Origin of the sequence: Streptomyces sp. Ac-502 (genome assembly GCF_045222935.1) — a bacterium.
GTDB lineage: Bacteria > Actinomycetota > Actinomycetes > Streptomycetales > Streptomycetaceae > Streptomyces > Streptomyces monomycini.
The window spans coordinates 2,433,430-2,447,758 of the sequence record NZ_JBHFFO010000001.1; the positions used below are offsets into that span (position 1 = coordinate 2,433,430).

At 71.2% G+C, this 14,329-nt stretch carries 10 protein-coding genes, 2 tRNA genes and 2 pseudogenes; 4 read left to right on the forward strand and 10 right to left on the reverse strand.

Features of this window, described 5'->3' with window-relative positions:
• Positions 1-259: 259 nt before the first annotated feature.
• Together ACEXOX_RS10935 and ACEXOX_RS10940 are read left to right on the forward strand one after the other, a co-directional pair.
• Positions 260-2,457: pseudogene (locus ACEXOX_RS10935) on the forward strand (elongation factor G-like protein EF-G2).
• A 155-nt stretch (positions 2,458-2,612) separates the two neighbouring features.
• Positions 2,613-4,283 (forward strand): hypothetical protein, encoded by a 1,671-nt coding sequence (locus tag ACEXOX_RS10940; RefSeq protein WP_406520200.1) that lies wholly within the window; start codon positions 2,613-2,615, stop codon positions 4,281-4,283.
• A 192-nt stretch (positions 4,284-4,475) separates the two neighbouring features.
• On the opposite strand, the gene ACEXOX_RS10945 is transcribed toward ACEXOX_RS10940, so the two are convergent.
• The 6 genes from ACEXOX_RS10945 to ACEXOX_RS10970 form a co-directional block, all read right to left on the reverse strand.
• Complete coding sequence (locus tag ACEXOX_RS10945; protein ID WP_406520202.1) at positions 4,476-5,681, reverse strand: YncE family protein; 1,206 nt, start codon at positions 5,679-5,681, stop codon at positions 4,476-4,478.
• Positions 5,681-6,505, reverse strand: a complete 825-nt coding sequence (locus ACEXOX_RS10950) for a polysaccharide deacetylase family protein (protein ID WP_406520204.1) — start codon at positions 6,503-6,505, stop codon at positions 5,681-5,683. The genes ACEXOX_RS10945 and ACEXOX_RS10950 overlap by 1 nt, the downstream gene beginning before the upstream one ends.
• 87 nt (positions 6,506-6,592) lie before the next feature.
• Positions 6,593-7,150 (reverse strand): HIT family protein, encoded by a 558-nt coding sequence (locus ACEXOX_RS10955; RefSeq protein ID WP_406526295.1) that lies wholly within the window; start codon positions 7,148-7,150, stop codon positions 6,593-6,595.
• A 75-nt stretch (positions 7,151-7,225) separates the two neighbouring features.
• Complete coding sequence (gene thrS / locus ACEXOX_RS10960) at positions 7,226-9,205, reverse strand: threonine--tRNA ligase (RefSeq protein ID WP_406520206.1); 1,980 nt, start codon at positions 9,203-9,205, stop codon at positions 7,226-7,228.
• Positions 9,206-9,383: 178 nt separating this feature from the next.
• Positions 9,384-10,574, reverse strand: a complete 1,191-nt coding sequence (locus tag ACEXOX_RS10965) for a hypothetical protein (RefSeq protein WP_406520207.1) — start codon at positions 10,572-10,574, stop codon at positions 9,384-9,386.
• Positions 10,574-11,140, reverse strand: coding sequence for a DUF4365 domain-containing protein (locus ACEXOX_RS10970; RefSeq protein ID WP_030024204.1), 567 nt, complete (start codon positions 11,138-11,140; stop codon positions 10,574-10,576). The genes ACEXOX_RS10965 and ACEXOX_RS10970 overlap by 1 nt, the downstream gene beginning before the upstream one ends.
• A gap of 187 nt (positions 11,141-11,327) precedes the next feature.
• On the opposite strand from ACEXOX_RS10970, the gene ACEXOX_RS10975 reads away from it, so the two are divergent.
• A complete protein-coding gene (locus ACEXOX_RS10975) occupies positions 11,328-12,053 on the forward strand; it encodes an exonuclease domain-containing protein (RefSeq protein WP_406520209.1) in 726 nt (241 codons plus the stop codon).
• A gap of 104 nt (positions 12,054-12,157) precedes the next feature.
• Here ACEXOX_RS10975 and ACEXOX_RS10980 read toward each other — a convergent pair.
• The 4 genes and pseudogenes from ACEXOX_RS10980 to ACEXOX_RS10995 form a co-directional block, all read right to left on the reverse strand.
• Positions 12,158-12,229 (reverse strand) — tRNA-Val (locus ACEXOX_RS10980).
• Between the two features lie 190 nt (positions 12,230-12,419).
• Positions 12,420-12,779, reverse strand: a pseudogene (locus tag ACEXOX_RS10985) (SRPBCC family protein); the annotation flags it as partial.
• Positions 12,780-12,865: 86 nt separating this feature from the next.
• Positions 12,866-12,937, reverse strand: a tRNA-Val gene (locus ACEXOX_RS10990).
• Between the two features lie 85 nt (positions 12,938-13,022).
• Positions 13,023-13,490, reverse strand: a complete 468-nt coding sequence (locus tag ACEXOX_RS10995; protein ID WP_406520211.1) for a TIGR02611 family protein — start codon at positions 13,488-13,490, stop codon at positions 13,023-13,025.
• Positions 13,491-13,680: 190 nt separating this feature from the next.
• On the opposite strand from ACEXOX_RS10995, the gene ACEXOX_RS11000 reads away from it, so the two are divergent.
• Positions 13,681-14,094, forward strand: coding sequence for an SsgA family sporulation/cell division regulator (locus ACEXOX_RS11000; RefSeq protein ID WP_003987206.1), 414 nt, complete (start codon positions 13,681-13,683; stop codon positions 14,092-14,094).
• Positions 14,095-14,329: the final 235 nt, after the last annotated feature.

Consider the following 14,329-nt stretch of genomic DNA (forward strand, 5'->3'; position numbering starts at 1 on the left):
TACGGGCCGCGCGGTCAATGGGGCCACCGGCTGGCCCATCGTAGCCAGGCGGCACCCGCGTACCGCGAACGCACCACGGCCCGGGGCACGACCTGTGACCGGCCAAGACGTGCGCGCGGCAGCTGTCACACCGGCGCGGGCCCGCGCCGGCGGGGCGGACCGCAAGATCCCTGATCGTCCCTTGTGCGATGTATGGACGTGCCATGACCAGGGTGGAAAGCTCGAACCACCGCAAAGTGTCGACCGGGAGGCGAGACACATGGGCGAGAAGACGAGGACACATCCGGGAGCCGCCGGCAGGGCGACATCGGCCGGCCGGCCCACGTCCCTGAGGAATGTGGTGCTGGTCGGCCACAGTGGTGCGGGGAAGACGACGCTGGTGGAGGCGCTGGCGCTGGCGACCGGCGCGGTCAACCGGGCGGGCCGGGTCGAGGACGGCGGCTGCCTGTCGGACTACGACGAGATCGAGCACCGGCAGCAGCGGTCGGTGCAGCTCTCCCTGGTTCCCGTCGACTACGGCGGAATCAAGATCAACGTATTGGACACACCCGGGTACGCCGACTTCGTCGGAGAGCTGAGGGCCGGTCTGCGGGCAGCGGACGCGGCCCTCTTCGTCGTTTCGGCGGCGGACGGCGTGGACGGCGCGACCCGCATGGTGTGGGACGAGTGCGCCGCGGTCCGGATGCCGCGCGCGCTGGTCATCACGCACCTGGAGGCGGCGCGCGCCGACTTCGACCAGATGACGCGGCTGTGCGGCGCCGCTCTGGGCGGCGACGACCCGGACGCCGTCCTCCCCTGTACCTGCCGCTGTACGGCACGGCGGGCGCCGACGGCCACGCGCCGGTGCACGGTCTGATCGGCCTGCTCACCCAGCGGGTCTTCGACTACTCCTCCGGCGAACGCGTCGAGCGCGCGCCGGAGGCCGACGAGCTGCCGCTGATTGAGGAGGCCCGCAACCGGCTGATCGAGGGCATCATCTCCGAGAGCGAGGACGAGTCCCTCATGGACCGCTACCTCGCGGGTGAGGACATCGACGTGAAGACGCTCATCGGCGACCTGGAGACGGCGGTCGCCCGCGGCACCTTCCACCCGGTGCTGGCCGCCGCTCCGGCCGCGGAGGGCGCCCGGCAGGGGCTCGGCACCGTCGAGCTGCTGGATCTGATCGCCCGCGGCTTCCCCACCCCCGCCGAACGCGAGGCACCCGCCGTCACCACCCCCGACGGCAAGCCGCGTCCGCCGCTGACCTGCGACCCGGCGGGCCCGCTGGTCGCCGAGGTGGTCAAGACCTCCTCCGACCCGTACGTCGGCCGGCTCTCGCTGGTCCGGGTCTTCTCGGGCACGCTGCGTCCGGACGAGACGGTGCACGTGTCCGGGCACGGCCTGGAGGACCGCGGCCACGAGGACCACGACGTGGACGAGCGGATCGGCGCCCTGTCCGCCCCGTTCGGCAAGGTCCAGCGCTCCCTGTCGCAGGCGATCGCCGGCGATCTGGCCTGTGTGGCGAAGCTGACCCGTGCCGAGACCGGTGACACGCTCTCCGACAAGGACGCGCCGCTCCTGATGGAGCCGTGGACGATGCCGGACCCGCTGCTGCCGGTGGCCATCCAGGCGCACAGCAAGGCGGACGAGGACAAGCTCTCCCAGGGCCTGTCCCGGCTGGTCGCCGAGGATCCGACGATGCGCCTGGAGCACAATCAGGGCACCCACCAGGTGGTGCTGTGGTGCCTGGGCGAGGCGCACGTCGACGTGGCCCTGGAGCGGCTGCGGTCCCGGTACGGCGTGCAGGTCGACACCGTGCCGTACAAGGTCTCGCTGCGGGAGACCTTCGGCGGCAAGGCGGCGGGCCGCGGGCGGCATGTGAAGCAGTCCGGCGGGCACGGCCAGTACGCGATCTGTGAGATCGAGGTGGAGCCGCTGCCGGGCGGCAGCGGTATCGAGTTCGTGGACAAGGTCGTGGGCGGCGCGGTGCCCCGGCAGTTCATCCCGTCCGTGGAGAAGGGCGTACGGGCGCAGGCGGCGCGCGGTGTCGCGGCCGGGTATCCGCTGGTCGACATCCGGGTCACGCTGCTGGACGGCAAGGCGCACTCGGTGGACTCCTCCGACGCCGCGTTCCAGATGGCGGGTTCGCTGGCGCTGCGCGAGGCCGCCGGTGACGCCCGTATCCATCTGCTGGAGCCGGTGGCCGAGGTGACCGTACTGGTTCCGGACGATTTCGTCGGGGCGGTGATGAGCGATCTGTCCGGGCGGCGCGGCCGGGTGGTGGGCACCGATCAGGCCGGGCACGGGCGCACCCTCGTACGGGCCGAGGTGCCGGAGATCGAGATCAGCCGGTACGCCGTGGACCTGCGCTCCCTCTCGCACGGTACCGGCCGTTTCCACCGGTCCTACGCGCGGCACGAGCCGATGCCGCCGCAGCTCGCCGCGAAGCTCCGCGAACAGGAGGAGAACGGCTCGTGAGAGCCGGCACACCGGCTGCGCCGCACGTCACGTCGCCGGCCGTCCGCCTCGGCATCTCCGGGGTGGACGGCGGCGGTACGCTGTGATCGCAGCTCAGAAGGTGTGCGACCGACGGTAGTTGGGCAGAAGGCCGCAGCAGCGAATGCGTGCGGGCGATGGGGGCGGTAGTGGCAGCAGACGGCTTCGACTTCAGTCCCGGGGCACAGGTCCCGTTGTCCGGCGGTGCCGGACAGACCGCGGCCACCCAGGCGTTGGCCTCGGCGGCGTACCGGGACAATCCGCTCACCGACATCTCCAAGGCCGACTCCGCCACCGCGAAGTCGACGATCAAACCACCCAAACTCTCCCTGTTCGAACCGAATCTGGGCGAGGCGTTCTCCCGCGCGCTCCAGCTGCGGATGCTCGGCGGTGCCCGCGGCGCGCTCATCCAGTCCTTCGGCATCGAACCGCAGACGGTCGTCGAGCACTGCCTGGCGGCCATCCGCATCCGCAAGATCCGCGATGTGAAGCTGACCGTTCTGATGCTGGGTTTCGGGCTGCTCTTCCTGCCCGGCGTGCTGCTGTGGCTGGGCGCGTTCCAGCTCAAGAAGCTGCTGTCGAAGGCACAGGGCACCGGCACCTCGGCGCTCGGTGTGGCGTTGATGCTCGCCGTCGGCGCCATCGCGGTGCTCTTCCTGGTGAAGCTGCCGTTCACCGGTTTCTGGTCGGTGTACCTGCGCGCCATGGTGGTGGTGCCGGTGATCGGCTGGTGGTGGGCGAAGCGGATCAGTGAGGCCACCGCGAAGGACCTGCGCGGGGCGTGGAAGGGCCTGCTCGAAGGCGGCGGTGTGGGCGCCAAGATCCCCGAGGCGGTCCCCAAGGACCCGAACGAGACCGCCGCCGAGCAGATGCGCCAGAGCCTGGCGAAGCTCACCGCCGAGCAGCACAGCAACGTCGCCTTCTACGCGGGCCCCAGCGGCATACTCGGCATGGGCACCCGCTGGGGCAGCTGGCAGATGGCCGAGGAGCTGCGGCCCGCCGTGGAGGGCGGCGAGATCAACCCCTTCCGCAGCTACGACGTGATCCGTGTCATCCACGACCGGCTGCGTCTGCTGGAGCGCAGCCCGCTGCACACCGGCGGCTTCAAGGACGCCCCCTCCGTACGCCACTGGGTCGTGGTGCCGGTCGGCGAGAAGGCCGGTTCCGTCTCCCGTCCCGAGGGCACCGAGGTGGAGGCGTTCCAGGTCCGCCACCACGAGATAGAGCGGATCTGCAACGAGCAGCAGTTCGGCAGCGGCAGCCGGCACTACCTCGGCGTGCAGTTCGTGCTGTGGGACGGCCAGCTGGTGATAACCCTGCTGATCACGGTCACCGTGCTGCACGAGACGCTGCGGGTGGAGGTCACCGGCCACGCCCTCGGTCCGGTCAACCCGCTGTTCACCTCCAAGCCCGCGCCGAAGAGCAAGAGCGTCTCCAAGACGGTCAAGTTCTGGGAGACCAAGTCCGTGAGCCTGCCGCTGGTCGACGCGAGCGAGGTGGTGCGGCTCGCCGCCCGCGCCCCGCTGACCTGGTTCCCCGGTTTCCTGGAGTTCCTGGGCGGGAAGCTGACCCTGCCGGAGCCGTTCGGCCTGCGGCACGCCTGGGCCGACAAGCCGTGGCGGCACCGCTTCATGGCCGACGACGCGCTGCGGGCGGCGACCCCGGTGCTGCGCGTGGTGCACTCCGCCGCCCTGAGCGTACTGAAGGACAACGGTGTGGACATCTCGCGCTTCGACAGCCGTTCGCTGGTGCTGAGCGGCCAGGTGCAGGCCGCGGAGCCGCGGAAGGCCGACGAGTACAACGCGTAGCCGCTCGTCGCGGCGGCCGGCCGGAGGCCCTGGGCGGCCTGGCGGCCGGCATTCCCGGATCGGGGCGCTCATGAGTGCCGCCGAGCCCGCACCGTCGTGGCCGCGCGCCGTCGCGGCGGGATTTTCTGCCGGAGCGGCGCCGGGCCGTAGGCAGGCCCGCGGTCTCGCCGGGCCCGCCGGCCGTGGAACCCTCTACCGGAAGATCCCCGTATGTCCCAGCGAGTACCGCCCCGGCTGCGGGTAGACCGCCAGGCCGTGCGGCCCCTCGCCCACCGGGATCTTGGCGAGGGTCTTCCCGGTCCTGGTGTCCATCGCGTAGACCTCGGAGTTGTAGCGGCCGGACAGCCACAGCACCTTGCCGTCGGCGGACACCCCGCCCATGTCGGGGCTGCCGCCGCCGGGGATGTGCCACTTGTCCACGAGCTTGCCGCTCTTGAAGTCGAGCAGGGACACGGAGCCCTCGCCCCGGTTGGAGATGTACATCTTCCGGGAGTCGCGGCTGACGTAGAGGCCGTGGGTGCCCTTTCCGGTGGGCATCAGCTTCGGCTGTTCGAACGTGTCGCCGTCCAGCACCCACATGCCGTCGGCCATCATGTCCGCGACGTACCAGGTCCGGCCGTCCGGTGACATCTTCACGTCCTGCGGCATGGCGCCCCGGAACGGCAGTTTCTGCTGTCCGACGACCTTCATCCGCTCGGTGTCGACCTTCAGCAGTTCGCCCGAGAACTCGCAGGAGACGATGAAGTACTTCCCGTCCGCCGAGAAGTCCGCGTGGTTGACGCCCGCGCAGCTGACCGGGACGGTCTTGCGCACCTCCATCGACTTCGGGTCGCGGAAGACCAGCTCCTTGTCCATGGAGGCCATCACGACGGCGTACTTGCCGTTCGGCGTGAAGTAGAGGTTGTACGGGTCGTGCACGTCCACCGGCCGGCCGGACCTGCCGGTCGCCGGGTCGATCGGCGTCAGGTCGTGGCCTCGGTTGTTGTTCACCCACAGCGTCTTCATGTCCCACGACGGCACGACGTGCTGCGGCTGCACCCCGACCGGGATGGTCTCGATGACCTTGTACGTCTCGGGGTCGATGACGCTGACCGTGTCGGAGCCGGTGTTGGGCACGTACACGCGCGAGGGGAAGTTCTTGACCTGCGGCGCGAGCTGGTTCGGGCGGTCGGCCGCGTACACGTCGTGCTCGTCCAGCGGCGGCGGCATGCCCGGCAGCAGCGACTTGGCGGCCTGCGCGGGCGAGGCCGGGGTCGACGCCCCGGGGCTGCTGTCGGCGGCCTCCGGCCCGCTGCCGCCGCACCCCGCCGCCGTCAGTGCGCAGGCGACGGCCAGCAGCGCGGCCCGCCGGCCGGTACGGGCACGTTTCCGATCTTGGGTGGGGGTCCGGTCAGCCATCAGGTCACAAGCTCCGTTGTCGTCACCGCGCGCAGTCCGCGCCGGTGCAGGCCGTCGAGGATCGGGGGCAGCGCGGCAACCGTGCCGGCGTGCCCGAGGTGGAGGCTCACGATGGATCCCGCGCGGGCCCGGTCCAGCACGGTGCGCTGGACGGCGGGGGCGCCGGGGTCGTCCGCGTCGAGGGAGTCGACGTCGTAGGAGAGGACGTGCGGATAGCCGGCCTTTCGGGCCAGCCGGGTCACCAGGGCGGTGGCGTACTGCGTACGGGAGGGGCGGAACCAGCTGCCGATCGTGCCGGTCAGTCTCCGCAGCCGTTCGGCGCATCCGCTGATCTCGGCGTATGCCTCGTCCGCCGGGAGGGCGCAGATGTCGAGGTGGCGCTGGGTGTGATTGCCCAGTTCGTGGCCGCCGTCGAGGATGCGGCGGGCCATCAGCGGCTGCTCGTCGAGCCAGCTGCCGACGGCCAGTACGGTCACCCGGGCGCCGGCCCGCTCGGCCTCGCCGAGGAGCGCGGTGGCCGTCTTCGCGTCGCCCTGGCCGTGGAAGGTGAGGGCGACCGCGTCACCGCGCTGCGGGCCGTGCTGGATCTGTACGGGCAGACCGGGCGCGCGGGTCGGCGGGCGGGCCCTCCGGGCGGCGCCCGAGGCGGCCGTCCCCGAGGGGCGCGCCCCGGGGCCCGGTGGGCCGGTCCCGCCCGGTGGCGGGGAGCCGGAGGCCCGTACGGACGCGGTGTCCGTACGGGCTGTCGCGCACCCCGGTGCGAGCGCACCGGCGGCCGCGGCCGTGGCGGTGCGCAGCACGGAGCGACGAGGCAGGGAAGTCACCTCACCATTAGAGGGCACCCCGTCCGCATTTGTCGCTTTGTCGGATTTATCGCAGCGCGTGTCCCGGCCGCCGCTGCGACGTCCGGGCTACTGCGGCCAGGCGTCGGCCAGCATCTTGCGGGTGTCGGCCAGCAGCTGCGGCAGCACCTTCGTCTGGCCCACCACGGGCATGAAGTTGGTGTCGCCGCCCCAGCGCGGCACGACGTGCTGGTGCAGGTGGGCGGCGATCCCGGCGCCGGCCACGGCACCCTGGTTGAGGCCGACGTTGAAGCCGTGCGCGCCGGAGGCGGCCCGCAGCGTGGTCATCGCCCGCTTGGTGAACTCGGCCAGCTCCAGGGTCTCGGCCCGGTCCAGCTTGGTGTAGTCGGCCACGTGGCGGTACGGGACCGACATCAGGTGGCCGCCGTTGTACGGGTAGAGGTTGAGCACCGCGTACACGTGCTCGCCGCGGGCGATCACCAGCCCGTCCTCGTCCGACTTGGCCGGAATCGTGCAGAAGGGGCAGCCGTCCTCGGCGCCCGGTCCGGACGGTTTGTTCTCCCCCTGGATGTACGCCATCCGGTGGGGCGTCCACAGTCGCTGGAAGGCGTCCTGTGTCCCGACTCCGATCTGCTGCTCCGGCTCACTCGTCATGCGGGCCAGCATATTCCCCGGTCGCGCGGGCATGCGGCGAGGGGCGGCCCCGGGCTCCGGGACCGCCCCTCGCTCAGAGCCGGGACCTCACACCTGGACCCGGCGCTCCACCGCGTCCAGGATCTCGGCGATCGCCTGCGCCTTCGGGATGCCGTTCTTCTGCGACCCGTCGCGGTAGCGGAAGGACACCGCGCCGTTGGCCACGTCCTCGTCCCCCGCGATGATCATGTACGGCACCTTGCTGCGCTGCGCGTTCCTGATCTTCTTCTGCATCCGGTCCGAGGAGGCGTCCACGTCGACCCGGAGGCCCTTCTTCTTGGCCTCGGCCGCGAACTCCTGAAGGTACGGGACGTGGTCGTCGCCGATCGGGATGCCGGTCGCCTGCACGGGGGCCAGCCAGACCGGGAACGCGCCCGCGTAGTGCTCCAGCAGCACCGCGAAGAACCGCTCGATGGAGCCGAAGAGAGCGCGGTGGATCATCACCGGGCGCTGCTTGGAGCCGTCCGGCGCGGTGTACTCCAGGTCGAAGCGCTCCGGCAGGTTGAAGTCCAGCTGGACGGTCGACATCTGCCAGGTACGGCCGATGGCGTCCTTGGTCTGCACCGAGATCTTCGGGCCGTAGAACGCGGCGCCGCCCGGGTCCGGGACCAGCGGCAGGCCCTGCTTCTCGGCGACCTTGCGCAGCGTCTCGGTGGCCTCTTCCCAGACCTCGTCCGAGCCGACGAACTTCTCCGGGTCCTTGGTGGACAGCTCCAGGTAGAAGTCGGTCAGGCCGTAGTCCCGCAGCAGGTCCAGGACGAAGGTGAGCGTGGCGTCCAGCTCGTCCGCCATCTGCTCCTTGGTGCAGTAGATGTGCGCGTCGTCCTGGGTGAAGCCGCGGGCGCGGGTCAGGCCGTGCACCACACCGGACTTCTCGTACCGGTACACGGTCCCGAACTCGAACAGACGCAGCGGCAGTTCGCGGTACGAGCGGCCGCGCGCGTCGAAGACCAGGTTGTGCATCGGGCAGTTCATGGGCTTGAGGTAGTAGTCCACGCCCTCGTCGAGCTGCATGGGCGGGTACATGCCGTCGGCGTACCAGTCCAGGTGGCCCGACTTCTCGAACAGCTTCCCCTTGGTGGCGTGCGGGGTGTAGACGAACTCGTAGTCCGCCTCCTCGTGGCGCCGCCGCGAGTAGTCCTCCATGACCCGGCGGATGATGCCGCCCTTGGGGTGGAAGACCGCCAGACCCGAACCGATGTCCTCCGGGATGGAGAACAGGTCCAGCTCCGCGCCCAGCTTGCGGTGGTCGCGCTTCTCGGCCTCGGCGAGGAACTCCAGGTACGCCTTCAGCTCGTCCTTGGTCGGCCACGCGGTGCCGTAGATGCGCTGGAGCTGCTTGTTCTTCTCGCTGCCGCGCCAGTACGCGGCGGCCGAGCGCATCAGCTTGAAGGCCGGGATGACCCGGGTGCTGGGCAGGTGCGGGCCGCGGCACAGGTCCTTCCAGCACAGGTCGCCGCTCTTGGCGTCGAGGTTGTCGTAGATGGTCAGCTCACCGGCGCCGACCTCGGCGGACGCGCCCTCGGCGGCCTCCGCGGCGGAGCCCTTGAGGCCGATCAGCTCCAGCTTGTACGGCTCGTCGGCCAGCTCCGCGCGGGCGTCGTCGTCGCTCACCGCGCGCCGGGCGAACTTCTGCCCGCGCTTCTGGATCTCCTGCATCTTCTTCTCGATGCGCTTGAGGTCCTCGGGGGTGAACGGGGTCTCGACGTCGAAGTCGTAGTAGAAGCCGTCCTTGACGGGCGGGCCGATGCCCAGCTTCGCGTCCGGGAACAGCTCCTGCACGGCCTGCGCCATCACGTGCGCGGTGGAGTGCCGCAGGATGTTCAGGCCGTCCTCGCTGGAGATGTCGACGGGCTCGACCTCGTCGCCGTCGGCCGGCTCGTACGCCAGGTCCCTGAGCTGCCCGGCGACGCGGGCGGCGACGACGGAGCGCTCGCCCTGGAAGAGGTCGGCGGCCGTAGTGCCCGTGGTCACCACGCGTTCTTCCCGCTCGGAATCGCGTTGGATGGTCACACGGACGTCTGACACCGGTCTCTCCTGACTTCTCGGGCACGTCAGCGTTTGCTGCGCAGGCGAATCGTACCGAGCGACCGGTCTTCCTCGCGAAACGGTTACGGCGATCCCGGCGACGCGCCCGCTCCCCCGGTTCCGCGGGCAGCGGCGGGCGCACGGCCGGAGCCCGTCCGGCCGTGCGCCCGCCTGCCGGTCACTCCCCCGGCAACGGCCCCCCGCACGCCTCCTCGAAAAAGTCCAGATTCTCCTGGAGCGACTTCAGCAGCCGATCACGCTCCGCCTCGTCCACCTGGACGGGCGTGACGTCCGACGCGCCGGTGATCCGGCGGAAACCGCCCCGGCTCTCCAGCCGCCCGCTGACCCGGATCGGCAGGCCGACCAGGTGGGCGTGCCCGGCGATCCGGTAGTCCTCCTCGTCCAGCGCGACCCGTACCTGGAGCACGTCGGCCCCGGACAGCACCCGCAGCCGCACCACGCCGGGGCCGCCGGGGCGCTCGCGCCGCAGCCGTACCACCGCGCCGGTGACCCGCACCGGCAGGGACGGCTCGTCGCGGACGTAGCGCTGGGCGGCCTGCTGGAGCGCGGGTAGGTCGCCGGGTGAGAACTCGACCGGTTCGGGCCGGGCGGCGAAACCCGGGGGCGGGCCCGCCCCCGGCGACCACTCCACCGAGATCCGCACCCCTTCCGCGTCCCGCACCAGCGAGATCAGCGCTTCCGCCAGCTCATGGCACACCCCCAGCTCCACGGCGGCGTCGAACGCCTCCATGCCGCCGGTCGCCCGCTGGTAGTCGGTGGCGTCGCGGGTCGCGTGCAGCGCGCGCTGGAGCCCGGCGACGGCCGCGCGGCCCGCCGCCACCGGCACGTACGCGGTCAACCGCCGCCCGGCCGGCGCGGGCCCGACCAGCACGTCCGTCATGAAGGCTTCGGCCTTGCGCTTGTGCCGGGCGCCGTAGAAGCCCGCCCTCCCGTACATGCCGAGCACACCGGCCATCAGCATCGAGCGGGCCGCCGTCCGCAGCTGCTCCTGCGCGACCCACGGAGTGCCGCCGATGCCGTCCTCCGGGACCTCACGCTCCCAGCGCACCTCGTCGCTGGGCACCGCGAGCGCCGCCAGGACCTCGCGGGCCGACGGCGCGGCGCTGTGCGCGAGGGCGGCCAGCGCCTCCGCGATCAGGTCGGTGCTGTCCGGGAACGTCCGGGTCTGCGGCACGAGCAGGCTGGTGCCCCCGGCGGCTCCGCCGGGCGGCGTCCAGCGGGCGTAGTGGCCGGCGGCGCCTCCCCGCCGCCGCCAGCCGTGCCGCGCCAGCAGGGCGCCGAGCACCGCCGGATCCAGCTGTGCCGGGTCCGGAAGCCGGAACGCGTACTCGTCGGTCGGCCGGTGCATCAGGGTCTCCCTCCCGCCCCGACCCGCGTCATGATCTCGCAGAGTGCGCGGTCGTCGAAGATCCGCGTGGTCGGGATCCGCACGTTGGTCCTGCGCCGCCCGGTCACCTCATGGCCGGCCAGGTTGATCCAGTAGCAGCTGTGCCGCAGTTCGAGCCGGTCGTGGTCCGCCCGCAGCCAGTCCTCCTGGGTCCGCGGCACCAGCATCACGACCAGGATCTTGTGCACCGCCACGGGCGTCCGGGCGAGCTTCACCAGATGGGCGTTGTCCAGGGTGAAGGCGAAGCTCGTGCCGGGCGGCCGGGGGCCGACCTGGTACGTGCACTTCAACTGCACCTTGATGGTCACTTCGTCGTCGACGGCATGGCCGGGCGCGCCGTGGCTGACGTGCCAGTCGATGCCGTTGTCCGGGAAGGGCTGGGCCAGCGAGCAGCCCGACGCGGCGGCCACCGCGTGAAGATAGCCCACCTGGAGCGTCTCCATACAGGCCGTGGTGGCGAGCGCGCCGCGCAGCGAAGCCGTGCACGCGGGCACCAGTCCCCCGGGATCGGGCTGCGCGAGCGTCATCGCTCAAGTGCCTTCCGGGCCGGGTCGTTCGAAGGGGCCGTCGTCGTGGCGACGGCCCGTCGTGGTGTTCTTGTCCGCCCCAAGTGGTCAACAAACCAGGACGGTTCGACAACCGGAACCCTCGGGTATCACCTGGTCGGGTGGCCGCGTCGGGTCACCCGCCGCACGAGCGCGAGGAGTTGTGAAGATGCCGTGCTGGTACGACGGTCCGCTCGCTTCCTTCGACACCGAGACCACCGGGATCGACGTGGAGCGAGATCGCATCGTGTCCGCCGCCCTGGTCGTCCAGGAAACCCCGCGCAGCGTCCCCCGCGTCACCCGGTGGCTGATCAACCCGGGCGTGCCGGTCCCCGAAGCGGCCACCGCCGTCCACGGCCTGACGGACGGGCACCTCGCCCTGTACGGCCGCTGGCCGGCGCCCGTCATGGAGGAGATGGCCCGCGCGCTGACCGACCAGTCGCTCGCCGGGCGGCCGCTCATCGTGATGAACGCGCCGTTCGACCTGACCCTCCTGGACCGTGAACTGCGGAGGCACCGCGCCGCCTCGCTCACCCACTACCTGGGCGCCCACCCGCTGTCCGTGCTGGACCCGCGGGTGCTGGACAAGCACCTGGACCGCTACCGCAAGGGCCGCCGCACACTCACGGACCTGTGCGCGGAGTACGGGGTCGAGCTGACCGGCGCGCACGAGGCCGCCGCGGACGCCCTCGCCGCTCTCCAGGTCGTACGGGCGCTGGGGCACCGGTACGCGGAGCGGCTGGAGTCACTGAGCCCGGCGCAGCTGCACACCCGGCAGGCCGTGTGGCACGCCGCGCAGGCACGCGGCCTGGAGGCGTGGTTCGCCCGTAACGGCACGGAGGAGGCGGTGGATCCGCACTGGCCGATGCGCCCGGACCTGCCGGCCGCCGCCTGAACGACGTCGTAGGACACCCACACGTACGGCAGGACCCTGCCGGGTACCAGTGCGCCAACGCCGAGGGCCGGGCTGCCTGTTGGCAGCCCGGCCCTCGGTCCCGGTGGGCGATACTGGGTTCGAACCAGTGACCTCTTCGGTGTGAACGAAGCGCTCTCCCACTGAGCTAATCGCCCGGGTGTTTTCCGCTCCCGGGGTTTCCCCCGCGAACGACCTGAACAATACAGGCCGTCGAGCCTTTTCATCAAATTCCCCGCCCACGCATTCCCGCCCCCGCAGCCTGGAGGCCAGACCCCGGCGTCCGGCGCGCATCATCAGCGTGTGATTGGCGAGGAAGAACGGCCGTCCCGGCAGCGCGAACCGGCGTAACGACGGCTTGCACACCTCGACCTCCTGCTCGAAGACGGCACGCGTCCCGCGGCCGGACGCGTCCACGGTCCAGCGCGCGAAGCCCTCCAGGTCGCCGCGCATCGCTATCTCCAGGACGCCGCTCCCCGGGTCGCGGAGCGTCTCGGTCGCGGTCACGGTGAGGACGTAGGGGAGCAGGGACCGGAAGCTGGCGGTGCCGCTGCGCTCACCGACGCGGGTCACCCGGCGCACTTGCGGCCACCACTGCGGATAGGCCTCGGCGTCCTCCAGGACGGCGTAGACCGCCGGGGGCGGCGCGGACAGCCGCCATTCGCTGCGGAAGCGGTACCGGTGCAGGACGTGCTGCCAGTCGGCCATGGCCCCAGTCTGCCGCCCCGGCGGCGCCGCGGGCCGGAAAACGACGACGGCCCGGAGGTCTGGGACCTCCGGGCCGTCGTCCGGTGTGGGCGATACTGGGTTCGAACCAGTGACCTCTTCGGTGTGAACGAAGCGCTCTCCCGCTGAGCTAATCGCCCGGGCGCAGCGCCAACATTACCGCACGTCGCAGGGGTGTCGTGACCACCCGCGGGGACGGGCGGCACTCATCCGGCCGCGCGCCCGTCACTCACCCGCGTTCCACGGCATGACGAAGCCGAACTTCCACAGGTACACGGCCAGGCCGGCCACGATGATCACGGCGCCGATGCTGGTCAGGATGATGTTGCGGCGCCGCACCTTCGGGTCCAGGGCCTTCTGCGTGGCCTCGGTGACCTTGCGCTTGGTCCAGCGCAGCACCAGCTGGGCCCAGACGAACTCGGTCGCCCAGATCGCCATGCCCGCGAAGATCACCAGCCAGCCCGGCCCGGGCAGCGGCAGCATGATGATGCCGCCGACGACCACCGCGAGGCCGACGACGAAGATGCCGACCTGCCAGCTCAGATGGAGGGGCCGGGAACGCTTGATGAAGTGCGGCGCCCGTGAGCCGAGTCGCTGTTCCACGTTCGCAGTCTCTCCCGCGGCGTCCTCTCGCGCAGCCGGGGCCGCCGCCGCGGCGGTGATCCCGACTCCCCCGTCACTCTCCGTATTCATACGGCCCAACCTACCCGACGGATGACGGTCACCGGAATGGCCGCCGAGGAGGATTGGCAACTCCGCCGTAAGAGGTACCGGAAGTCACCCAAAACCCTCAGAGGGGTTTACAACGGCACCGTAGGTGGCATGTCGATTTCGCCGACGTGCGAATCCCCGAGCGCACACTGAGCGAAAGGCCCTGGCGCTTATGAACACCACGGTCAGCTGCGAGCTGCACCTGCGCCTCGTTGTGTCGAGCGAGTCGTCACTGCCTGTACCCGCGGGCCTGCGGTACGACACGGCGGATCCCTATGCCGTGCACGCGACCTTCCACACCGGAGCCGAGGAAACCGTCGAGTGGGTCTTCGCCCGCGACCTCCTCGCCGAGGGCCTGCACCGGCCCACGGGCACCGGAGACGTCCGCGTATGGCCGTCCCGGAGCCACGGACAGGGCGTTGTCTGCATCGCCCTGAGTTCCCCGGAAGGCGAGGCCCTCCTGGAAGCCCCGGCGCGGGCCCTGGAGTCGTTCCTGAAGAGGACCGACGCGGCGGTTCCACCCGGTACGGAGCACCGGCACTTCGATCTCGACACGGAGCTCTCCCACATCCTCGCGGAGAACTGAAAGGCGGCGCAGCAACCCATCGCAGCCATCCACCGCACCGAACCGCTCACACCTGCACCGTCCGACTCGGGGCGACGGCACAGGACCGACAAGTTCATACGGCACGAGCCGGCGCCGTCGCCGCGGACCCACCGCGGAGACGGCGCCGAGGCTTGTTGGACGCGCTAGAGTCGGCGACCATTCGGCAAGGACACCGGGGCGGCGCCGTCCGACCCCACCCGGCCAGGGAGCGAAA